The following is a 23,423-nucleotide window of genomic DNA, read 5'->3' on the forward strand; positions in this document are numbered from 1 at the left end:
CAACGGCGTGGTGCGGCCGCGTTCGGTTCCGGCGTGTCCGGACACCGATCCCGCATGCCCGGGCGTAGCTTCGTAATCCTTCCGCGAAAGCAGAGTCCGCCCACCGGGGACGCCGGACGCAGGCGCTCTCCGGTGACGACGCACGATCGTGATCGTCGTGACGACCTCTGGCGACTCGCCGAAGATCTTCTCGAATCCGACGAGATCGGTGGCGCTGCGGCGCGCACGGCGGACCGACCCACGGGATCACCGCCGCTGCGGCCGAAAAGTTCTCGACAGGCCATGGCGGGAACAACGGTCGCCGTCCGAGACCGCGTGAAGCACTGGATTCTTGAAGGTACTGAGGGAGACTTGAGATGAGGGGCGAGGGCGCATGAGCGCGAGTGCCAACGTCAACGGCACCGGTGGACTCGACGACGCCAAGGACGAACTGCTGGGCCGTGCGGCGCAGGCGTGCACGCACACGCCGGGGGTTCGGCAGGACGCCGGAGACATCCTCGGCTACCTGCGGCTGTACTACCGTCATGTCGCGCCGGAGGACCTGCTGGACCGCGACCCGGTGGACGTGTGCGGCCCGGCGATGGTGCACCGGCACCTTGGCGAGGAACGGCCGCAGGGACGCGCCATGGTGCGCGCGTTCACGCCGACGATCGAGGAGTACGGCTGGGACCCCGGGCACAGTGTCGTGCAGGTGGTCACCGACGACATGCCCTACCTCGTCGACTCGGTGGTCATGGAGCTCAACCGGCACCGGCTCGCGACGCACCTGATCGTCCACCCGCAGTTGAGAGTCACCCGTGACGTGACCGGGAGCCTTCAGACGGTCGGCGAGGGCGACGGCCTCGTGCTGGAGGAGTCCTGGATCCACATCGAGATCGACCGGCAGAGCGATCGCGTGCTGCTGGACGAGCTCGAGGCCGACCTGCAGCGGGTGCTGGGCGACGTACGCGCCGCCGTCGAGGACGAGCAGAAGATGCGCGCGCTGGCGGGCGCGATCGCGGTCGAGGTGAACGAGAAGCGGCCGCCGCTGCCCGACCGGGAGATCATCGACGGCGTCGAGCTGCTGGACTGGCTGGCCGACGACCACTTCACCTTCCTCGGCTACCGCGAGTACAAGCTGGAGGAGGGCCCGGACGGCGAGCAGTTGCGCGCGATCCCGGGCACCGGCCTGGGCATCCTGCGGTCCGACCAGGCGGAGTCGACGAGCTTCGCGTCCCTGCCGCAGCAGGTGCGGTCGAAGGCGCGGGAGCCGCAGCTGCTGATCCTGACCAAGGCGAACTCCCGGGCGACCGTGCACCGCTCCGCGTACCTGGACTACGTCGGGGTCAAGAAGTTCGGCGACAGCGGGGAGGTCGTCGGCGAGCGGCGCTTCCTCGGGCTGTTCACCCACACCGCCTACAGCGAGAGCATCGAGCACATCCCGGTGCTGCGGCACAAGGTGGAGGAGGTCCTGTACCGCGCCGGGCTCGCCGCCGACAGCTACGACGGCAAGGACCTCATCGAGATCCTCGAGACCTACCCCCGCGACGACCTCTTCCAGATCTCCGTCGACGAGCTGCTGCCGATCGCGCTCGGCGTGCTGCGGCTGCGGGAGCGCAAGCAGCTCAAGCTGTTCGTCCGCAAGGACGAGTACGGCCGGTACATGTCGTGCCTGGTCTTCCTGCCCCGTGACCGGTACACCACGCAGATCCGGCTGCGCATCCAGGACATCCTGCTGCGGGCGTATGAGGGCGTCTCCGTCGACTACAGCGCGATGGTCGGCGACTCGATCCTCGCCCGGCTGCACGTCGTCGTGCGCGGGGAGCGGGGCCGCCCGCTGCCCCAGGTGGACCCGGCCGAGCTGGAGCGGCGCCTGATCGCCGCGACCCGGTCGTGGACCGACGACCTCGCCGAGGCGATCGTCCAGCAGTGCGGCGAGGAGCAGGCGAGCGCGCTCACCCGGCGCTACACCGAGGCGTTCCCGGAGGGCTACAAGGCCGACTTCCCCGCCCGGACGGCGTGCGCGGACCTCACCCGGCTGGAGGAGCTCTCCGAGCCCGGTGAGATCTCGATCAACCTGTACGAGCCGTACGACGCGCAGGCCGGCGAGCGTCGGCTGAAGATCTACCGGCTCGGCCCGCCGATCTCGCTGTCCCAGATCCTGCCGCTGCTGCAGGAGATGGGCGTCGAGGTCATCGACGAGCGGCCGTACGAGATCGCCCGCGCGGACGGGCGGGAGTCGTGGATCTACGACCTGGGCCTGCGGTACGACCCGTCGCCCGACGTGGACGACACCGAGGTCAAGGGGCTGTTCCAGGAGGCCTTCGAGGCGCTCTGGGCCGGCAAGGTGGAGAGCGACCGGTTCAACGCGCTGGTGCTGCGCGCGGGCCTGGACTGGCGGTCCGCCATGGTGCTGCGCGCGTATGCCCGCTACCTGCGGCAGACCCGGACCACCTTCAGCGAGCGGTACATCGAGGAGGTGCTCGTCGCCAACCCGCGCGTCGCCCGCCTCCTGGTCCGGCTGTTCGAGGCGCGGCTGGACCCGCGGCTCAACCACGCCGGCGACGACCGGTCCCGTGCCGCCCACGACGAGCTCGCCGCGGCCATCACCGAGGAGATCGAGGGCGCGCTCGACGCGGTCTCCAGCCTGGACGAGGACCGCATCCTCCGCAGCTACCTGGCGATGATCCGCGCCACGCTGCGCACCAACCACTACCAGCGGACCGCCGACGGCAAACCGAAGCCGTACCTGTCGCTGAAGTTCGACCCCGAGGCGATCCCGGACCTGCCGCAGCCGCGGCCGAAGTTCGAGATCTTCGTGTACTCGCCGCGCCTGGAGGGCGTGCACCTGCGGTTCGGGTCGGTGGCCCGCGGCGGGCTGCGCTGGTCCGACCGCAAGGAGGACTTCCGCACCGAGATCCTCGGCCTGGTCAAGGCGCAGGCGGTGAAGAACACCGTCATCGTCCCGGCGGGCGCCAAGGGCGGGTTCGTCTGCAAGCAGCTTCCGGACCCGAGCGACCGCGAGGCGTTCCTCGCCGAGGGCGTCGCGTCGTACAAGCAGTTCATCAGCGGTCTGCTCGACATCACCGACAACCTCGTGGGTGGAGAGGCGGGGGCGGGCACCCGTAAGGGGGGCGGCCAGATGCACGTGGTGCCGGCGCCGGACGTCGTCCGGCACGACGGGGACGACACCTACCTCGTCGTGGCCGCCGACAAGGGCACCGCGACGTTCTCCGACATCGCCAACGAGGTCGCCGCGTCGTACGGCTTCTGGCTGGGCGACGCGTTCGCCTCCGGCGGCTCGGTCGGCTACGACCACAAGGCGATGGGCATCACCGCGCGCGGCGCGTGGGAGTCGGTGAAGTACCACTTCCGCGGGCTCGGCGTGGACGTGCAGAACGAGGACTTCACCGTCGTCGGCATCGGCGACATGTCCGGTGACGTGTTCGGCAACGGCATGCTGCTGTCCGAGCACATCAAGCTGGTCGCCGCGTTCGACCACCGGCACATCTTCCTCGACCCGGACCCCGACCCGGCGACGTCGTTCCAGGAGCGCACACGGATGTTCGCGCTGCCGCGCAGCTCCTGGGCCGACTACGACACCTCGCTGATCTCCAAGGGCGGCGGCGTACACCCGCGCACCGCCAAGAAGATCTCGATCACCCCGCAGGTGCGCGAGGCGCTCGGCATCGACGACGGCGTCACCGCGATGACCCCGCACGAGCTGATCCACGCGATCCTGTGCGCCCCCGTCGACCTGCTCTGGAACGGCGGCATCGGCACGTACGTCAAGGCCACGGCCGAGAACAACGCCGACGTCGGCGACCGGGCCAACGACGGGCTGCGCGCCGACGCCACCGAGCTGCGCTGCAAGGTGATCGGCGAGGGCGGCAACCTGGGCTTCACCCAGCGCGCCCGGATCGAGTTCTCCCTCGGCGGCGGACTGGTGAACACCGACTTCATCGACAACTCCGCCGGGGTGGACACCTCCGACCACGAGGTCAACATCAAGATCCTGCTCGACCAGGTGGTCCGCGACGGCGAGCTGACCCGCAAGCAGCGGGACGCGCTGTTCCTCCAGATGACCGACGAGGTCGCCGACCTGGTGCTGCGCGACAACTACCAGCAGAACGTCGTGCTCGCCGCCGCCCGCAGGCAGGCCTCGTCCATGCTGCACGTGCACGCGCGCCACATGCGCAAGCTCGAGCGGGACGGCAAGCTGAAGCGGCGGCTGGAGGACCTGCCCGACGACAAGGCCCTCGCCGAGCGGCGGCAGGCGGGCCTCGGCCTCACCGGACCGGAGTTCGCCACGCTCCTCGCCTACAGCAAGCTGACGCTGGAGGAGGAGATCCGGGCCTCCGACCTGCCGGACGACCCGCACCTGGCCACCCGGCTCGTGGAGTACTTCCCCACGCCGCTGCGGGAGCGGTTCCGGGACTACATGGACCGGCACCCGCTGCGCCGGGAGATCATCTCCACGTCCGTCGTGAACAGCCTGGTCAACAACAGCGGCACGACGTTCGCGTTCCGGATGAACGAGGAGACCGGCGCCTCGTCCTCCGACATCGCCCGCGCCTACCTGGTGGCGCGCGCGGTGTTCGACATGCCGCGGTTCTGGGCCTCGGTGGACGCCCTGGAGTCCCAGGTCGACACCGCCACGCAGATCCGGATGCGCCTCGAGGCGCGCAAGCTGACCGAGCGTGGCGCCCGCTGGCTGCTGCACAACCGGCGGATGCCGTTCGACCTGAAGGAGACGGTCGACTTCTTCGCCGGGGGCGCGGCCATCCTCGCGCCGCAGCTGCCGAAGCTGCTCACCGGCCGGGACCTGCAGGGCTTCGAGGAGCGGCGGGACCGCTTCACCGAGGACGGGGTGCCGGGCGAGCTGGCCGAGCAGGTCGCGATCATGGTGCCCGCCTACTCCACCTTCGACCTGGTGGAGATCGCGCACAGCACGGGACGCTCGCTCGAGGAGACCGCCGAGGTCTACTTCGACCTGGCCGACCGCCTGCAGATCGCCCGGCTGCGCGAGCGTGTCATCGCGCTGCCGCGCGACGACCGCTGGCAGTCGATGGCCCGATCGGCGCTGCGCGACGACCTGTACGCCGCGCACGCGGCCCTCGCCCGCGACGTGCTGGTCACCAGCGAGTCCGGCGCGGACCCCGAGGAACGCCTGGCGATCTGGGCCGAGAAGAACAGCGCCGCCGTCTCGCGGGCGGCGCAGACCCTCGGGGAGATCTGGGAGAGCGACAGCTTCGGCATCGCGACCCTGTCGGTGGCGCTGCGCGCGATCCGCACGCTCGTGACGGCCAGCACGCTGCCCGCCTGAGCCGGCGGCGGGGACGCCCCGGGCGGTCGCCGGGGCGTCCTCCCCAGCGGAGATTCTTTCCAGATTCGCACAGTGATCGAATGATCACTGTGCGAATCTGGTCCGCATGCTTCGACACCTCACCGCCCTGACGGTCGTCCTGCTGCCCTTGGCCGCGTGCGGCGGCTCGCCGGCGATCGCCGCGCCCGCCGTGCCCAAGGACCGGGCCGCGCAGTTGCTCGCCCACTATCAGTCCGTCAACAACCGGGCCAACGGCACGTCCGACGAGAAGCTGCTGGCCACCGTCGAGACCGGCGCCCAGCTCGACATGGACCGCGCCGAGTACCGGCGGCGCACGGCGGCCGGAGAGAAGTACGCGCCGTTCGTCTACAGCGCTCCGGCCTACTACATCCCCCGGCAGACGGGGTTCCCCAAGTGGTTCGCGGTCGTCGCCACCGCCGGCAAGACCCGGCACGCCCTGGTCTTCACCCAGGAGCGGCCCAGCGGCCCCTGGCTCCTCACCGCCGACCCGTTCCCCGCCGCGACGATCACCGGCGTCGCGCTGGACAAGGACGGCTACGCCACCGCGGTCGCGCCCGACGACGGCAAGACGGCGCCCGCGCCCGGGAAGGTCGCCGCGGTGCACGCCGCCACGCTGACCCGCGGCACGTCCGGCATGGCGCCCGGCCCGTACACCACCCAGGCGCACGACGCGCTGGTCAAGGCGGAGTCCGCGCTCAAGCGCCGGGGCGTGACGCTCACCTCCGACTTCCGGCCGGACCGGCAGCAGGCGTTCGCGCTGCGCACCACCGACGGCGGCGCCCTCGTCTGGTACGTCGTGCGGCAGAGCGAGAGCTACGACCTGGCCAAGCCGGGGCTGATCGGCAACGGCGGCGACCTGGCCGGTCTGATCAGCGGCAAGGTCCGCCGGCACCTGGACACGACCGCTCTGACCCAGTACCTCGCCGTGGTGCCCCCGCAGGGTGCCGCCCAGGTCGTCGGAAGCTACCGCAAGGCGATCCAGGCGACCGCCTCCTAGAATTCCGGCATGCGTCACCGCCGTGTCGCGCCGGCCGTGCTGGCGATCCTCCTGCTCGCCGGGTGCCAGGGCGGTCACGACGACGGCGACGGCGACGCCGGTGACACCGCGGCCCCCGCCGTCTCGGCCGACGCGTCGGCGCAGGTCCTCGCCGCCTACGTCCGCCACTACAACCGGGCGGTCACGGCGGGCGACGCGAAGGAGTGGCGTGCGGTGGGCACCGACGCGCTCGGCGCCACCGCCGAGGCCACCCTGCGGCTCGGCGGCGGGCGGCCGCCGCGCACCGGGGCGATCTCCCTGCGCAATCCCGTGATGTACGTCCCGCGGCTGCGCGGCCTGCCGCGGTGGTTCGCGGTGTCGGCGCTGGAGCGGCGCGGTGGCGCCGAACGCCCGATCTTCGCGGTGTTCTCGCAGCAGAGCGCGAAGTCCGCGTGGCGGCTGTCGAGCCGGCTCTACTTCCACGGCCCGCCGCCCCGGATCGCCACGGACGAGCAGGGCTACGCCGTCGCGGTCGACCCGGGTGCCGGCACGCCGGCGACCACGCCCGCCGCACTGCCGGCGGCGCACGGCGCGTACCTCGATCGCGGTGACGACGACACGATCAGACCGAGCGACGTCGCCCGCGGGTGGCGGACCGCCGAGGCCCGCCAGGAGAAGCAACTGCGCGACCACGACGTGGCCGTCACGGGCCGGTCCTCGCCCACCGGATATCCGGTCTACGCGCTGCGGACCGGCGACGGCGGGGCGATCGTGAGCTACTCGGTGCGGCGGACGACGACCTATACGGCGACCGGCAGCGGCGACGTCGCGGTGCTGCCGGCGGACGTCCGCACCTACCTCCACGGCAGGACCGGGCACCGGGTGACGGCCACCTGGATCTGGCGGGCCGTCACGTATCTGCCGGTACGCGGGCGCGCGACCACGCTGATCGAGGACTTCGACCTGGCCTCGGCCCAGGCGTCCTAGGCCCTGGGGCTACTTGGCCGGGACGGCCGCCTTGACGGTGCCGCCGTCGGCGCCGATGATCTGCGCCTTGACGGTGCCGTCATCCTTCTTCTTGGGCTTGGCCGGGACCACCGCGACGTACTGCATCGTCTGGCTGACGTCGATCTCGTTCTTGACGGAATCGGAGTTCAGGAACGGCACGGCGTCATCGGGGACCGGCAGGCGGCCGGGCTTGCTCTTGCTCTTGGTGGTGACCGTGTCACGGCTGAGGGCGTACAGCACCAGCCCACCGCCGTCCGCGGTCGCCAGCGGGAAGATCGGGAAGGAGGTCGCGGAGTACACGACGCTGCTGCGTACCCCGGCCTTCTTCTGCTTCTTGTTCTTCATCGCCTTCTGGTCCCCGGTGTAGTAGCCGGTGGTGTACTTCCCGGCCCGCATGACCTGGGCGGCGACGTTCTGCGGGCCCTCCTCGGCGAGTGTCGCCTGGATCGACGGCACCAGCCGTGGCGGGATCAGCAGGGCGTTGTCGAAGGTGGCCAGGGCCTTGGCGTAGCCCTCGGAGTCCACCGCGATCTTCGGTTGCCTCTGCTTGTCGTCCAGCACGGCGAGCAGGCTCAGCCGCCAGCGCTGGACCGCCTTGGACCGCAGGAAGCCCATGTACACGGTGTGGGGGTCCTTGCCGTCCGTGGTCGTCCGGCGCGCGCTCACCACGAACCACTGCGGCCCCGTCAGCAGCAGGCGCGGCACATAGAAGACCGGTGATTCGTAGCGGTAGCGGGGGACCGGGTCGCCGGCGGCCACGGCCCGGCGGAACGCCGCGGCCGTGAGCTGCGACTGCCCCTCACTGGTCCACCACAGGGAGAGCCGTTCGTCTCCGCTGGCCCGCGCGACGTCGTCGTTGTTCACGAACGAGTGGAACGCCTTGGCCGCGACGTCGGGCGTCAGCGGCTCGGGAGCGGGGCTGCTCTCGGCGGCGACCGGGGTCGTTCGTACGGTGCGGTGTGGCTTGCCCGAGCACCCCGCGGCGGCGGTGATGGTGAGCACCGCCACGAGCGTGGACGTAACCGCCTTGTTCATGTACCCCGTGCCTTCGCTACAGCTATCGGGCAGAGTATGCCAGGGATCTCTGACTGCCTTTCGGCGCGGTCCGGTTCCGGGGTCGGCGAAGACCGACGGAGCGCGTACGCGGAGAGTACGGGCACGGGTAGGCTTTCGAACGTGGCAGCCATGGATCCCTCGGAAGAGATGAAGGAGCTCGGCTCGATGCTCACCGGCATCGAGACCGTCCTCGACCTCGACTCGATGCGCCGTGACATCGCGGAGCTGCGCGAGCAGGCTGCCGATCCCGACCTGTGGAACGACCAGGACCGCGCCCAGCAGGTGACCCGGCGGCTGTCCTACCTCGATGGCGAGCTCGGCAAGGTCGAGGGGCTGCGCAGCCGGCTCGACGACGCCGCCGTGCTGTTCGAGCTGGCCTCGGAGGAGGGGGACGACGACGCCCGCGGCGAGGCGGAGCGGGACCTCGGCACGCTCCGCAAGGAGATCGAGCAGCTCGAGGTCCGCACCCTCATGTCCGGCGAGTACGACTCCCGTGAGGCGCTCGTCACGATCAACTCGCAGGCCGGCGGCGTGGACGCCGCCGACTTCGCGCAGATGGTGCAGCGGATGTACATCCGCTGGGCCGAGCGCCACGGCTACCCGACCGAGGTCTACGAGACGTCCTACGCCGAAGAGGCCGGCATCAAGTCGACGACCTTCACGGTCAAGGCGCCGTACGCCTACGGCACGCTGCGCGGAGAGCACGGCACCCACCGCATGGTCCGGATCTCCCCGTACGACAACCAGGGCCGCCGGCAGACCTCGTTCGCCGGCGTGGACGTGGTCCCGGTGGTGGAGCAGACCGACCACGTCGACATCCCCGAGGACGAGCTGCGCATCGACGTCTACCGGTCCAGCGGCCCCGGCGGGCAGGGCGTCAACACCACCGACTCGGCGGTGCGGATCACCCACCTGCCGACCGGCATCGTCGTCTCCTGCCAGAACGAACGCAGCCAGCTGCAGAACCGCGCGACCGCGATGACGGTGCTGCAGGCCAAACTCCTGGAGCGCAAGCGGCAGGAGGAGGCCGAGCGGATGAACGAGCTGCGCGGCGAGACGACGAGCTCCTGGGGCACGCAGATCCGCAACTACGTGCTGCACCCGTACCAGATCGTCAAGGACCTGCGCACGGGCGTCGAGGCCGGAAACCCCACGGCGGTCCTCGACGGCGACATCGACGAGTTCATCGAGGCCGAGATCCGCTGGATGCGCCGCCGCGAGGCCGGCGAGCAGGACTGACCGACCACGCGCTCGGCCCGTCGGTGACCGACGGCCGGGCGGCGGAGGGCCGGGGGCGCCCATCGCTCAGCGGCCCGGGGTGACCTATCACTCAGCGGGCCGGGGCGATCGGCCGCTCAGTGCAGGCCCAGCTTGAGCGCGATCAGCAGCGTCAGCGCCAGGATCAGGGCGCCGATCACGATGGGGGACAGGCCGAACGGCCCGGTACGGTGCACCTCCGCCCGTGCCGCGCGGCACGCGGGGCAGCGCCCCTCGACGACGGGGCCCGAGCATCGCGCGCAGATCAGATGTTCGCAGCTCATCCGGCTCCTTCCTGAACGTTCGGCGGGAATCCGTTCAGCCTAAGCGCTCCTGGCCGGTGGCCCGCCGTCTTCGGCGGCGAGTGTCCGTGATGCCCGGTTGCTTTTCCTCGGTGTACCCAAGTTGGACGATCCATGCCAGTCTCCCCTCTAGACTGCTGCTTGGCCAATCGGCCCGCCAAGCCGGGAAGCCGCGGCAGGGCGTCTGTCGACGAAAAGACAGTCGTCGCCGTCCCCCAGCCCCTAGACTGGCACGTCGTGATGCAGCCGTGATCCACTTCGATAACGTCACCAAGGTCTATTCGCACCAGAGTCGACCGGCCCTGCAGGGTGTCAACGTGGCCGTGGAGAAGGGCGAGTTCGTCTTTCTCGTCGGGCCTTCCGGGTCCGGCAAGTCGACGTTCCTGCGCCTGATCCTCAAGGAGGAGCGGCCGACCCAGGGCGGTATCCAGGTCGCAGGCAAGGATCTGAGCCGACTGAGCAACTGGAAGGTCCCGCACCTGCGCCGCCGCATCGGCTGCGTGTTCCAGGACTTCCGACTCCTACCCAACAAGAACGTCTACGAGAACGTCGCGTTCGCCCTCGAGGTCATCGGCAAGCCGCGACGCTTCATCCGTAAGGTGGTCCCCGAGGTCATCGACCTGGTCGGCCTCGAGGGCAAGGCCCACCGGATGCCCGACGAGCTGTCCGGCGGCGAGCAGCAGCGCGTCGCGATCGCACGGGCGTTCGTCAACCGGCCGATGATCCTGCTGGCCGACGAGCCGACAGGGAACATCGACCCGGCGACCAGCATCGGCATCATGAAGGTGCTCGACCGGATCAACCGGACCGGCACGACCGTCGTGATGGCGACGCACGACGCGGCGATCGTCGACGCGTTCCGCAAGCGAGTGGTCGAGCTGGAGGACGGCCGCGTCGTGCGCGACCAGTCGCGCGGCGTCTACGGCCAGGCGTACGGCGGCGTCTGAGCCGACCGTCGGCCAGGCGTAGCAGACCCGGCCAGGCGTACGGCGGCGTTCGATAGACCGCGCCGCCGCGCCGACACGACCAACACCCGGACGACCAAGGACAGCGAGGCATGCGGGTACAGTTCGTTTTTCAGGAGATCTGGATCGGTCTCCGTAGGAACCTCACGATGACCATCGCGCTCGTCGTCACCGTCGCGATCGCGATGGCGCTGTTCGGCACCGGTGTGCTGCTGAAGATGCAGGTCGACAAGTCCAACAACTACTGGTCGGACAAGGTCGAGGTCTCGATCTACCTGTGCAACAGGCTCAGCGCCAATCAGAACTGCCACAAGAGCGAGCCGTCGCCCGGTCAGAAGGCCGAGATCAAGAAGCAGCTCGAGAGCATGCCGCAGGTGGCGAAGGTCACCCAGGAGACGGCGCAGGAGGCGTACGAGCGCGCCAAGCAGCAGTTCAAGGACAGCCCGGGCATCGCCGGCTCGATCCAGCCCGGTGACATCCCCGACTCCTTCCGGGTGAAGCTCAAGGATCCGAAGAACTTCGCCGCGGTGGTCGCCCAGATGAACAGCCGGCCGGGCGTCGACCAGGTCGTCAACGAGCGCGCCATCCTGGAGAAGTTCTTCAAGATCCTCGGTGGTCTGCAGTGGGCGGCGCTGACCATCGCCGCGATCCAGCTCATCGCGGCCGTGCTCCTGGTGGCCAACACGATCCGGCTGTCGGCGTTCAACCGGCGGCGGGAGACCGGCATCATGCGGCTGGTCGGCGCCTCGAACATCTACATCCAACTGCCGTTCGTCCTCGAGGGCGCGATCGCGGGTCTCGTCGGTGGCGTGTTCGCCGCCATCCTCTTGAGCTTCTCGAAGGTCTTCCTGCTCGGCAGGCTGCAGAAGAACCTGCAGTTCGCGACGCCGCTGGGCTGGGTCGACGTGACAGGGGTCATCGTCGCCTCGATGTGCTTCGGCATCCTGCTCTGCGCCTTGGCGTCGTTCCTCACCCTGCGCCGCTACCTCAAGATCTGACGCTGCTCCCGGCGATATGCCGGTCCGGTGATCAGTCCGCTCGTAGAATCCTCGCATGACCCGGCTGACCGGTCGTGTGCTCCGTGGGGCGGCCGCCACTGCCGCTCTCGCGTTCGCGTACGTCCTGGGCGCCGGGTCGGGCGGGACGGGCATTCACGCGTCGGCACGGCGGGACCCGCTCCGGCGGGGTTCCCGGCCGGCCGCGCGTGCGGCCGAGCCGGCGGTGGCCGATCCCGCGCGGGCGGGATCGGATCCGGCCTCGGACCCGGAGCGGGAACGCGCCGTGGTCGAGCGGGCGCTGCGCCGTCTCGGCGACCGGTGGGCGCGGTTCTACTCGGCGGCGGAGTTCAGCGGCCTCGAAGCCACCTTGAACGGCTGGTACAGCGGCGTGGGCCTGTGGCTGGAGAAGATCGGGAACGACGTCCGGATCGTCGGGGTCCAGCCCGGCTCGCCCGCCGAGCGCGCGGGCGTGCGCCCCGGCGACGTCGTCTCGGCGGTCGACGGCATCGCCACCCGCGACCTGACGGTCGCCACCGTGGCCGCCGCGCTGCGCGGCCGGCCCGCCACCGGCGTGGACCTCGCGGTGCGCCGCGACGGCGTGTCCCTGCGGTTCGCGCTCGTGCGGACGGCCATGGCCTCTCACGACGTGAGCGCGTCCCTCACCGCCGACGGTGTGGTCGTGATCCGGATCGCGGCGTTCACGCGGGGAGTCGGACGTGAGGTGCGCGCGGCGGTGACCGGCCGGCCCCGGCGCCCCGGCGGCGTGCTGCTCGACCTGCGGGCGAACCCGGGCGGTCTGCTGGACGAGGCGGTCGACACCGCGTCGGTGTTCCTGCCGGGCGGCCTCGTGGCGACGTTCGAACGCGCCGGGACCCCGCCGGAGCGGCTCATGGCGGATCCGGGCGGTGACACCGCGGTCCCGCTCGTCGTCCTGGTCGACGGCGGAACGGCCAGCGCGGCCGAGATCGTCGCGGGCTCATTGGGTGATCGAGATCGCGCAGTGATCGTCGGATCGCGTACCTTCGGAAAGGGGTCGGTGCAGGAGCCGTTGCGGCTGGCCGACGGATCCGCGATCGAAGTCACCGTCGGTCGATACCGGACTCCGAGTGGCCGTAACCTCGATGGGTCCGGGATCGACCCCGACGTCGCGGTGAACGCGAACCGCCCACCCCGGGAGGCCGAGCGACGCGCGCTCACGGTCGTGCGCGGGCTGTCGGCCACCCTGCCGAAGAAGGACCGAGGCTGAGTCATTGCCACGCGAAGAGGGACGCAAACTGATCGCGCAGAACAAGCGCGCGCGTCACGATTACCACATAGAGGACACCTACGAGGCGGGCCTCGTGCTCATGGGCACCGAGGTGAAGTCGCTGCGCGCCGGACGGGCCAACCTCACGGACGGGTACGCTCTGATCCGCGACGGAGAGGTCTGGCTCGAGGGAGTGCACATTCCCGAATACACGATGGGGACGTGGACCAACCACGCGGCGCGTCGTCCCCGGAAGCTGCTGCTGCATCGGCGAGAGATCGGCAAGCTGATCGCTAAGACCAACGAGCCCGGCCGTACGCTGGTCCCGCTCGCCCTCTATTTCAAGGACGGCAAGGCCAAGGTGGAGATCGCGGTCGCGCGCGGCAAGCGCGAGTACGACAAGCGGCAGGACATCGCCAAGCGGGACGCCGCCCGGGAGATGGAGCGGGCTCGCGCCGCACGGCTGCGGAGGCGCTGAGGGTGGGTATCCGACGGCTCCGGTCGGCGGCCGGACTGGCCGCGGCCCTGCTGGTCACGACCGCGAGCGCGGGCTGCTTCGCCGAGCCCTCGCCGCTGCCGACGATCCGCGACTTCCTGGTGGCCTGGCAGAACGGCAACTACGGCACCGCCGCGAAGCAGACCGACGGCGACCGGACCAAGGTCGCGGCGGTCCTCGGCGCCGTACCGTCCCAGCTCGACCTGGCGTCGCTGCACCTCGCGCTCGGCCGCGTGCGGCAGAACGGCGAGGACGCGACCGCCCAGTTCTCGGTCAGCATCGACCTGGGCGACGGCGGCCAGCCGTGGAGCTACGGCAGCTCGATGCGGCTGCACCGGACGAACGGCAAGTGGAAGGTCACCTGGAGTCCGTCGATCATCCACCCGCAGCTCGGCCAGGGTCAGCGGCTCGCGATCGTGACCGAGACGCCGACGCGTCAGCCCATCGTCGACAACAGGGCCAAGACGCTGCTCAAGAAGGTCCAGGTCGAGGTCTTCGGCGTGACGCCCGGCAGGCTCGCGAACGCCGATCAGACCCTCGGGCAGTTGTCGAAGATCACCCACCTGGACAAGGACCGCGTGATCGCCCACGTGCGGTCCGCGCCGCCGCAGAAGTTCCTGCCGCTCGTCACCCTCCAGATCCCCGCCCAGGCCGGCGACGCGGCCCAGCTCCGGCAGGTGCCCGGCGTCGAGGGGCAGACCAAGATCGCGTACGTCGCGCCGGCGGTCGCCGACGAGATCGTCGGGAAGCTGGGACCGGCCACCGCCGAACGCCTCCAGCAGGTCGGCGCGCCGTACCAGCCCGGCGACACGATCGGCGTGTCCGGGCTGCAGGTGCTGGAACAGCGGAAGCTCGCCGGCACCCCCACCGTCAAGGTCGTGGCGCAGGACCTCTCGGGGTCCAATGAGAAGATCTTGAAGGAGGTCCTCGGCGACCCGAGCCAGCAGGTCGCCACGACGATCGACCGCAGGACGCAGGACGCCGCCGAGAACACCCTCAGGAAGGTCTCCTACGCGGCGTCCCTCGCCGCGATCGATCCGGCCACGGGCAAGATCCTCGCGGCGGCGGACAACATCGCCGCGCAGCACAAGAGCGACGCCGGCCAGTCCGGTGAGCCTTCGCAGCCGAGCAGCGCCGCCCTGAACGGGCACTATCCGCCGGGAATGACGTTCAGCATCGTGACGACCCGGGCGCTCCTGCAGAACGGCCAGAAGATCGAGTCGTCGCCGTGCAAACAGGGCACGCAGAACATCGGCGGGCAGAACTTCACCTACCGCGGCAGGGTGGGCCGGGGGACCTTCAACTCCAACTTCGCCGTGAGCTGCACGACGGCGTTCGCCGCGCTGTACCGCAACATCGCCCCGCAGGACCTGTCCACCAGTGCGGCGCGCTTCGGGCTCGGCGCGCCGTGGAGCCTGTCGGTGCCGTCGTTCTCCGGCTCCGTGCCGACGCCCTCCAGCACCGCCGAGCGCGCCGCCGAGATGGTCGGGCAGGGCAAGATCGAGGTCAGCCCGCTCTCGATGGCGCTGGTCGCCGGCGCGGTCGCGGTCGGCACCTGGCGGCCGCCGCAGCTCCTGCAGGACTCCCCGCCGCAGATGCAGGCCCAGCCGCTGGGCGCGTCCGACGGGGTCACGACGCTGCAGAGCCTCATGAGCACGTCTGTCAGGAGCGGAGCCGCCCAGCAGGCGAAGGTCTCCGGCGGGCCGGTGGCCGGTGTCACCGCGACGGTGCCGTACGGCAACGGCAAGGTCGTCTCGTGGTTCGTCGGGTACCGGCAGGACGTGGCCTTCGCGATCGCCGTCGAGGGCAAGGTCTCGGCGGCGACCCTGGCCGCGACGTTCCTGAAGGCGAAGCGCTGACCTGTGGCCCGGGACGCGGCACCGACGTGGGCTGCGTCGGCAGGCCGTTGTGACCGGCGTGACGGCTTTGTCATTTCTTGACTCTCGGGCCGCAACCATCCGCGCGTGACCGGGCGTCTTAACAAGTGACTGAGACACCGCTTGGGGGGTTGCGGACTCAGTCGCCGTGATGAGACCAGAGCCTCGTCTCGGGGGAGGCTCTGTCGTCCGGACCGGCCCGACCCTGCCGGTCACCCCCGTGGGTGTGCCTAGTCCACACCCACGGGGGTCTCATCCTTCCCGGCCCCTGTGAGGGCCCGGTCGAACCTCCACCGCCCGCCAGGAGTCCAGCGGCGGGAATCACGTTGGCATCCCCGGTGTTGAAGATGTACGGTCGACGCGACGGGTGCTTCGGTGCCCGGTTGACAACTCAAGAGGGGGTGACCGGTTTCGACTTCGGTATGTCGAGACACGGGGAAGCGGGCCGAGGGTTGCGGTTGTGACCTCGTAAATCCTGTAACCGCAAAACAACAAGTGCCAACTCTAAGCGCACTCAGTTCGCCCTCGCCGCCTGAGGCTAGGTAGCGAACTTGTCAGCCCGGGACTGTCTCCGGCCCGGGACCTGGCATCGCTAGGAGACTCAACCTGCCACTCCGGCCGCGGGAGTGACAGGGAAACCTAACAGTGGCTGAGCCCGTCGGCGACACGCCTGCGTGAGCGCCGGGGCTGAGAAAACGACTAGCAGGCTGCGCCCGGAGAAGCCCTGTCTTGGTACTGAAGGACGCGGGTTCGATTCCCGCCACCTCCACTCGGACCTGGGGCCGGTGTGGTCGGAAGCCTTTCGGCTTCCTTCCACGCCGGCCCTTCGTCATTTCTTTCGGGGGGCGACCCCCCGAACCCCCTGAGGTGGGGGGCTCCGCCCCCACGCCCCCCGTGTGGTGGCCGTTGCACGACCTGCTCGGCCAGGCGTTCCTGATGGGAACGCGGGCGGCCACAACCGGACTTTGCCTACGGGTTTCCCCCGCGCACAGTCTTCTGCGCGAGCCCTAAAGCGGCTCGCGGTCCGCAAGGACCTCGTACAGAGCAGAGAGGGGCCTTTCGTGCCTCGAAAATCGGCCTTCCTGGCCATACCGATCGGGTTACTCGCCACCTTCGTCCTGATCAGGGGCATGGGCCCGTTCGACGTGGCACTGGTCGTCTTCCTCTCGGGAGTCGACAACCTGATCGTCATCTCCGAGAAGGTGGAGAAACTCGACCGGTGGCTGAAGGTGTACGTGACTGCGGGCATCCTCATCCAGTTGGTGGAGCTGGTGGCGGTACCGCCGCTGATCGTCGCCCTCAGCGCATGGCGAAGCCCGTGGTCGGTGTACGGGCTGGTCGGTCAGCCGGAACGCTACTCCGCCCTGTTGGAGACCGTCCATCCACAGATCGTCGGTTTGGGGCTCGGATTCGTCGCCCCGGCCGTGATGTGGTTCATCGCCGACGAGAAGAACCACGCGTGGCTGGTGGACGATCACATCAAGCGGCACGCTCGGCGTTACAAAGTCGGAACGATCGGCGTAGTCCTGGGCGTGCTCGCCCTCGGATCCCACTTCGCGTTCTCCTGGACGTTCATGCTCTTCGGTGTGCTGGGCATGATGGCCTTCGCGGCGATCAAGTTCAGTGAGGACAAGAGCGAGAACTCCGGCCCGCGGCCCGAGGCCGCGACGTGGAAGGGGTTCGTGCGAGTCGAGGTGTTCGAGGCCGCGCTGTCGATCGACATGTGGGTCGGGACCTACTCGGCCAGCAGTCACCTCGTCGACATCGTCCTCGGCGTGCTCGCCGGCGTCCTGGTGATGAGGATCCTCACGGTCAACCTCGTCAAGCAGGTGAAGCAACTGCCCTACCTGGCGTCTGCGGCACACTGGAGCCTCGGGCTCCTCAGCGTCACCTGGGTCATCGAGCTGTGGCATCCGGCCATCAGCTCCTGGGCCGCGGTGGCATGCCTGATTCCGTTGGGGGCGGGCTGGATCCACTCGGTCCTCCGGCGCCGCCAACTCGCGCTGTAACCGAAGGGCGCGCCCGGCACTGCCGGGCGCGCCCTTTCGTGTCGTCTTCGTCGTCTCGGCCCGCGCGTTGGGGTGGCGCCGGGTGGGGAATGCCCATAAGTGATGTCCGTTGCGATCTGTCTCTTCACGGCCGACCTGCGGGTGCACGACAATCCGGTCCTGCGCGCGGCGTTGGACGCGGCGGATCAGGTGGTGCCGCTGTTCGTCGTCGACGACGGGGTGCGGGACGCCGGGTTCGTGGTTCCCAACCGGGCGGCCTTCCTCGCCGACTGCCTGGCTGATCTGGACGGCGCGTTGCGGAGCCGGGGCGGTCGGCTCGTGGTGCGCCGGGGCGACGTCGTGGCCGAGGTCGTACGGGTGGCGGAGGAGACCGGGGCGGGGTCGGTGCACCTGGCGCGGGACGTCAGCGCGTACGCGCAGCGGCGTGAGGCGCGGCTGGGCCGCGCGCTGGAAACCTCGGGTCGGCGGCTGTGCGTCCATGACTCCGTCACCGTCGTCCCGCCGGGCGCGATCACTCCCGCGTCTCGTGGGCACTTCGCGGTCTTCACGCCGTACTTCCGGAAGTGGAGCGACGTCCCCGTACGGGAGCCGCTGGCCGATCCGGACACGGTGCCGGTCCCGGCCGTACGGTCCGAGCGCCTGCCGTCGGGCGCCGATCTGGCCGACGGCGCTCCGTCGCCCGTACTGCCGCGCGGCGGGGAGGGCGAGGGGCGGCGGCGGGCGGCCGCCTGGCTGGACGGGCCGGTCACCCGGTACGCCGACCGGCACGACGATCTCGCCGGGGACGCCACGTCCCGGCTGTCGCCGTACCTTCACTTCGGGTGTCTGTCGGCCGTCGAACTGGTGCGCCGGGCCACCGCGGTGGGCGGTCCCGGCGCCATGGCGTTCGTACGGCAGGTGGCCTGGCGGGATTTCAACCGGCAGTTGCTCGCGGACCATCCGGAGGTGGCGCACGAGGACTACCGGCCCCGGGGTGATCGCTGGCGGGCCGAGGAGGCGGCGGTCGCGGCCTGGCGGCGGGGGCGCACCGGATATCCGCTGGTCGACGCGGCGATGCGGCAGCTGGCGGAGCAGGGCTGGATGCACAATCGCGGGCGGCTGATCACGGCGAGCTTCCTGACCAAGATCATGTACGTCGACTGGCGGGTGGGCGCGCGGCACTTCCTCGACCTGCTGGTCGACGGGGACGTGGCGAACAACCAGCTCAACTGGCAGTGGGTGGCCGGGACCGGCGCCAGCACCCGGCCGAACCAGGTGATCGACCCTCTCGTGCAGGCGCGGCGGTTCGACCGGCGCGGCGACTATGTGCGCCGGTGGGTGCCGGAGCTCGCCGAGATCGAGGGCGCCGCCGTGCACCGCCCGTGGCTCCTGCCCACGGAGGTGCGCCGGCGGCTGGACTACCCGGATCCCCTGATCGATCTCGACGAGGGACGGGAGCGGTTCCACCGGGCGCGGTCCGGGGGTGAGCGGTGAGCGGCGAGGACCGGGAACTGTGCCTGGTGACCGGGGCGACCGGGTACATCGGTGGCCGGCTGGTGCCCGAGCTGCTCGGCGCCGGGTACCGGGTGCGGTGCCTGGCCCGCTCTCCCGAGCGGCTGCGCGCCCGGCCGTGGTTCGGGCGGGTGGAGGTCGCCCGCGCGGACGTCCTGGACGCGGTCGCGGTCCGGACGGCCCTCGAGGGGGTCTCGGTCGCGTACTACCTGGTGCACGCGCTCGGATCGGGTCCGGGCTTCGCGGAGCGGGACCGGCGGGCGGCGCGGATATTCGGGGAGGCGGCCCTGGAGGCGGGCGTCGGCCGGATCGTCTACCTGGGCGGCCTGGTCCCGGCCGGTGACGGCGATCTCTCGGAGCATCTGCGGTCCCGGGCGGAGGTCGGCGCGATCCTCCTGGCGTCCGGCGTGCCGACGGCCGTGCTGCGCGCGGGGGTCGTGCTCGGCGCCGGCTCGGCCTCCTTCGAGATGATGCGCTACCTCACCGAGCGGCTGCCGGTGATGGTGACCCCCCGGTGGGTGCGCACGCGCACGCAGCCCATCGCCGTGCGCGACGTGCTGTGGTACCTCGTCGGATGCGCGGCGCTGCCGCCGTCGGTGAACCGGACCTTCGACATCGGCGGCCCCGACGTGCTGACGTACGAGGAGATGATGCGCCGGTACGCGGCGCTGGCCGGGCTGCCGCGCCGCGTCGTCGTGCGGGTCCCCATCCTCACCGCGCACCTGTCGAGCCTGTGGGTCGGCCTGGTCACCCCGGTGCCCGGCGGCCTGGCCCGGCCCCTCGTGGAGTCCCAGTCCAACGAGGTCGTCTGCCGGGAACACGACATCCGGCGGTTCGTGCCCGACCCGCCGGGCGGGCCGACCGGCTTCGACGACGCGATGCGCCTGGCGCTCCGGCGCGCCCACGAGGCCGAGGCCACGACTCCGGACTCGGCCGCCGCGCCGCCCAGCGACCCGTCGCCGGCCGACCCCGCGTGGGCGGGCGGCACCCGGTACACCGACGTCCGCGAGTCGCCGGTCGCGGCGCCTCCGGACGTGCTGTGGCGGGTCATCGAGGGCATCGGCGGGGACGCCGGCTGGTACTCCTGGCGTACGGCCTGGGCGGTCCGAGGCGGCATCGACCGGCTGGTCGGCGGCGTCGGGAGCCGCCGGGGGCGGCGCGACCCGCACCGGCTGCGCGTCGGTGACACGGTGGACTTCTGGCGGGTCGAGAAGCTGGTCCCCGGGGTGTCACTTCGTCTGCGGGCCGAGATGAGGCTGCCGGGCCTCGCCTGGCTGGAGCTGGGCGTCGAGGAGCGGGGCGGGCGGACCTGGTTCCGGCAGCGCGCGGTCTTCCGTCCGCACGGCCTGTTCGGCCATCTCTACTGGTGGGCGATCCGGCCGTGCCACGAGATCGTCTTCGGCGGGATGGTGCGGGGTGTCCGGCGCGCGGCCGAACGCGCGGCGACGCGCGCGCCGAGATCCGCCACGTACGCGCGGTGAGGGTGTCGGACGGTGTTCGGGCTCTAATGTGGGCGCGTGCGAGATTTGGCGACCGGAGTCCGGTATTTCCTGCGAGGCATGGCATGGGTCGCGCGGCGCCCGAAACAATGGCTGTTCGGCCTGATTCCGGCGCTGATCGTCCTCGCCGTCTACGTCGCCGCCCTCGTGGTCCTGGCCCACTACGACTGGGATCTGGCGAAGGCGATGAGCCCGTTCGCCGATCACTGGTCGAAGGCCGCGCGGGGCGCCACGCGCGGGCTGATCGCCGTCCTCGTCTTCGGCGCCGCGATCATGATCGCGATCGTCACGTTCACCGCCGTGACCCTGATCGTCGGCGATCCCTTCTACGAGAGCCTGTCGGGGCGGGTGGAGGAGGGCGCGGGCGGGCTGCCTCCGGAGGCCCGGGTTCCGCTGCTGCGGCAGCTCGCGCGCGCCATCGCGGACGGGGTCGTCGTCGGGACGGTGACCGCGCTCTTCGCCGTGCTGTTCTTCGTCCTGGGCTTCCTGCCGGTCGTCGGCCAGACGGTCGTCCCCGTCCTCGCGGCGTGCGTGTCGGGATACTTCCTCACGTTCGAGCTGACGTCGATCGCGCTGGAGCGCCGCGGGGTCCGGCGGCGCGAACGCTTCGCGCTCCTGCGTCGCGACCGGGGGCTGTCCCTGGGATTCGGCGTGGCGGTGTTCGTGACCTTCCTCATTCCGCTCGGTTCCGTGTTGGCCATGCCCGGTGCGGTGGCCGGCGGTACGCTGCTGGCGCGTGAACGGCTTGCCAGGCCGGGAATTCCGCCCGATCGCGGTGCTCTCGCGGACACTCAGGCGTGAGACGGACGTCACGGTGACGCCATGCCGCGGCTAACAAGCTGTGGCCTGGCCGTAATTAGTGTTCGACGCGAGAATTGTTGATCTTCACGTAACCTGTGCGGCATGTCTGATCAGGGAAGCGCCGGGCAGTGGCGTCCGGCGAACAGCCATAGCGGCCCGTATTCCGAACAGGATGAGCCGACGGGGCCGCTTCCCGAGGTCAGCGGACGAGACTCCGCGGCGTCGGCGTTCCCGCCGGTGAGCGGCCAGCCCGGTTCCTGGGCGGACGACGACGCGCCGACGGGCGGGTTCCCCACGGTCTCGGCGTCCGAGCAGTCTCCGCAGGCGGCGCGCCGGGAGCGCGCGCCGTTCGAGCCCGCCGACCCCGCGACGCCCGCACCCGAGGGCTCCGGTGAGTCCGGTGAGTCCGGTGAGTCCGGGGCGTCCGGTGGGTACGGCGGCTTCGGCGCGCCCGCCGAGTTCGGCGCCGGCCCGTCCGCCGAGCCGACCGGCTCCTTCTCCGCCGGTGGTTCCTTCGGCGCCGAGCCGCCGGCCGAGCGCGACGGTTCGTTCGGCGCCGAGCCGCCGGCCGAGCCGGAGGTCGCCTTCCAGCCGACGACGGCGTTCCCGTCCGTGCCGGAGGAGGAGACGCCGTCGTTCGGCCACCGGACGGTGGAGAACTCCTCCGGCCCGAACGAGCCCGTCCGGCCCGAGACCGAGCCCGGCTCCACGCCGCCCTTCGGGGCCGAGAGTCCGCAGGTCGCCCCGTACGACGCGCGGGACGCCACGTACGGGTACGAGGTGGCGGACCCGTCGTTCGGGTTCGCCCCCGCTCATCCGACGCGTGCGGCCGGCGTCGACACCGGCCCTGCGGCCGACGGCGCGGGTCCGGGCCCGGCGTCCGAGCCCTATTCGTTCGAGTCGCTGCTCGGCCCCGGCGACGGCGTGGCGGGCCCGGCGACGCCGCCCGGACCGCCGCCCGGACCGCCGGCCGCCGGCCCGCAGCCGTACGACGACGTCGCCCCGTCCCGGCCTTTCCCCGGTCCCGGGGCGTTCCAGGGCGCGCCCGGAGTCCCGCCGTCCCCGGCGGGCGGTCCGGTGTCGGCCGAGGACCAGGCCGCGGAGAACGACTTCTTCTCGCACGGCGACGACCCGGCGATGTGGGACAGGCCTATCGGCCCGTCCGGCCCCCCGCCGCAGCCCGGCAAGCCGAGCAGCGGCAACCTGCGGCTGCCGGATTGGATGCGGGACCAGAACGGCGACGGCGCCGCCGGGGGACCGACGGCTCCGTCGACCGGCGGCTACGACGACTACGACGGCTTCGAGGAGAAGGGCCGGTCCAAGCGGCCGCTGCTGGCCGTGGTGGGCGTGCTCGTCGTCGGCCTGGTCGCGGCGGGCGGAGCGTACTTCCTGACCGCCGGCAAGAAGTCGGACCACACCGCGAGCTCGAGCCCGAGCCATAAGCCGAAGGCGGCTACGTCGAAGAAGGCCGGTCAGCCGGCGGACGACCAGCCGGAGAAGCCGCTCACGCAGTTCAAGGGCGCCCACACCCGACCGGTGGGGCACATCTCCGACACGCGGGCCGGCCTGACCTACCCGAAGCTCGGCAAGCCGTGGCAGATGCAGACCCAGAAGAGCGCCATGGCCGAGCTCGGGTTCAGCGCCGGCCAGTTCGCGGTGAGCGAGCCCAAGCGCTGGGGCCGGCTGCTGAGCGCCGAACTGGGCGGCGCGAACAAGGACGCCTACGGCGGGCCGGGCACCGAGCGCGCCGCCGCGACGAAGGTCGCCGACTCCTACGAGGCGAAGCTGTACGGCTACACGCACCACAAGAGGGTGCTGGCCTCGCAGTCGCTGAACGTCGACGGACACAAGGGGTGGCTGGTCGGCTACTACCTGACCTATCGCCAGCACGGCGTGAAGACCACCGGGGAGCTCTTCACGGTGGCGGTGGTCGACACGGGCAAGAAGGCCCCCGGCGTGCTGCTGATGACGGTGCCGAACACCGACAAGAAGCTCTGGCCGGACGTCAACTACGTCATGCGCTCGATCAAGGTGGCCTGATCCGGTCCTCGGCCCCCGAGAGCCGTGTCACATACCGAATCCCATTCCAATCCGTGTCGATGGCCATCTAAGGTAG

Annotated in this window: 16 protein-coding genes and 1 other RNA gene; 15 read left to right on the plus strand and 2 right to left on the minus strand. The window is 70.8% G+C overall.

Annotation, left to right across the window (positions count from 1 at the left end):
- Positions 1–373 precede the first annotated feature (373 nt).
- From AB0L00_RS03835 to AB0L00_RS03845, 3 genes are all read left to right on the plus strand, one after another.
- On the plus strand, positions 374–5,305 hold the full coding sequence (locus AB0L00_RS03835; RefSeq protein ID WP_364427886.1) for an NAD-glutamate dehydrogenase: 4,932 nt from the start codon (positions 374–376) through the stop codon (positions 5,303–5,305).
- Between the two features lie 106 nt (positions 5,306–5,411).
- Complete coding sequence (locus tag AB0L00_RS03840) at positions 5,412–6,323, plus strand: hypothetical protein (protein ID WP_364427889.1); 912 nt, start codon at positions 5,412–5,414, stop codon at positions 6,321–6,323.
- A gap of 9 nt (positions 6,324–6,332) precedes the next feature.
- A complete protein-coding gene (locus AB0L00_RS03845; protein ID WP_364427892.1) occupies positions 6,333–7,289 on the plus strand; it encodes a hypothetical protein in 957 nt (318 codons plus the stop codon).
- A 9-nt stretch (positions 7,290–7,298) separates the two neighbouring features.
- Here AB0L00_RS03845 and AB0L00_RS03850 read toward each other — a convergent pair whose 3' ends face one another.
- A complete protein-coding gene (locus AB0L00_RS03850) occupies positions 7,299–8,345 on the minus strand; it encodes a hypothetical protein (protein WP_364427894.1) in 1,047 nt (348 codons plus the stop codon).
- Between the two features lie 141 nt (positions 8,346–8,486).
- On the opposite strand from AB0L00_RS03850, the gene prfB reads away from it, so the two are divergent.
- Entirely contained in the window at positions 8,487–9,605 is a 1,119-nt protein-coding gene (gene prfB, locus AB0L00_RS03855) for a peptide chain release factor 2 (protein WP_364427897.1), read from the plus strand.
- A 116-nt stretch (positions 9,606–9,721) separates the two neighbouring features.
- On the opposite strand, the gene AB0L00_RS03860 is transcribed toward prfB, so the two are convergent.
- Positions 9,722–9,907, minus strand: coding sequence for a hypothetical protein (locus tag AB0L00_RS03860; RefSeq protein ID WP_345353540.1), 186 nt, complete (start codon positions 9,905–9,907; stop codon positions 9,722–9,724).
- Positions 9,908–10,173: 266 nt separating this feature from the next.
- On the opposite strand from AB0L00_RS03860, the gene ftsE reads away from it, so the two are divergent.
- The 11 genes from ftsE (at position 10,174) to AB0L00_RS03915 (ending at position 23,347) form a co-directional block, all read left to right on the plus strand.
- Positions 10,174–10,872, plus strand: coding sequence for a cell division ATP-binding protein FtsE (gene ftsE / locus AB0L00_RS03865; protein ID WP_345353542.1), 699 nt, complete (start codon positions 10,174–10,176; stop codon positions 10,870–10,872).
- 110 nt (positions 10,873–10,982) lie between these two features.
- Complete coding sequence (gene ftsX / locus AB0L00_RS03870; protein WP_364427900.1) at positions 10,983–11,888, plus strand: permease-like cell division protein FtsX; 906 nt, start codon at positions 10,983–10,985, stop codon at positions 11,886–11,888.
- 55 nt (positions 11,889–11,943) lie between these two features.
- Positions 11,944–13,134 (plus strand): S41 family peptidase, encoded by a 1,191-nt coding sequence (locus AB0L00_RS03875; protein ID WP_364427902.1) that lies wholly within the window; start codon positions 11,944–11,946, stop codon positions 13,132–13,134.
- Between the two features lie 4 nt (positions 13,135–13,138).
- Entirely contained in the window at positions 13,139–13,612 is a 474-nt protein-coding gene (smpB, locus tag AB0L00_RS03880) for an SsrA-binding protein SmpB (protein WP_345353548.1), read from the plus strand.
- A 2-nt stretch (positions 13,613–13,614) separates the two neighbouring features.
- Positions 13,615–15,489 carry a penicillin-binding transpeptidase domain-containing protein gene (locus AB0L00_RS03885; RefSeq protein WP_364427904.1) on the plus strand — a complete coding sequence of 625 codons (1,875 nt, stop codon included), beginning with the start codon at positions 13,615–13,617 and terminating at the stop codon, positions 15,487–15,489.
- 415 nt (positions 15,490–15,904) lie between these two features.
- Positions 15,905–16,279: a transfer-messenger RNA gene (gene ssrA / locus AB0L00_RS03890) on the plus strand.
- A gap of 289 nt (positions 16,280–16,568) precedes the next feature.
- Positions 16,569–17,516 carry a DUF475 domain-containing protein gene (locus tag AB0L00_RS03895; RefSeq protein ID WP_364427907.1) on the plus strand — a complete coding sequence of 316 codons (948 nt, stop codon included), beginning with the start codon at positions 16,569–16,571 and terminating at the stop codon, positions 17,514–17,516.
- A 102-nt stretch (positions 17,517–17,618) separates the two neighbouring features.
- Complete coding sequence (locus AB0L00_RS03900; RefSeq protein ID WP_364427910.1) at positions 17,619–18,989, plus strand: deoxyribodipyrimidine photo-lyase; 1,371 nt, start codon at positions 17,619–17,621, stop codon at positions 18,987–18,989.
- Positions 18,986–20,488 carry an SDR family oxidoreductase gene (locus AB0L00_RS03905; protein WP_364427912.1) on the plus strand — a complete coding sequence of 501 codons (1,503 nt, stop codon included), beginning with the start codon at positions 18,986–18,988 and terminating at the stop codon, positions 20,486–20,488. Before AB0L00_RS03900 ends, AB0L00_RS03905 begins: the two co-directional genes overlap by 4 nt.
- A gap of 36 nt (positions 20,489–20,524) precedes the next feature.
- A complete protein-coding gene (locus AB0L00_RS03910) occupies positions 20,525–21,307 on the plus strand; it encodes an EI24 domain-containing protein (RefSeq protein WP_364427915.1) in 783 nt (260 codons plus the stop codon).
- A 102-nt stretch (positions 21,308–21,409) separates the two neighbouring features.
- Positions 21,410–23,347 carry a hypothetical protein gene (locus tag AB0L00_RS03915; protein WP_364427918.1) on the plus strand — a complete coding sequence of 646 codons (1,938 nt, stop codon included), beginning with the start codon at positions 21,410–21,412 and terminating at the stop codon, positions 23,345–23,347.
- Positions 23,348–23,423: the final 76 nt, after the last annotated feature.

Origin of the sequence: Actinoallomurus sp. NPDC052308, assembly GCF_040679195.1 — a bacterium.
Taxonomy (GTDB): Bacteria; Actinomycetota; Actinomycetes; order Streptosporangiales; family Streptosporangiaceae; genus Actinoallomurus; species Actinoallomurus liliacearum.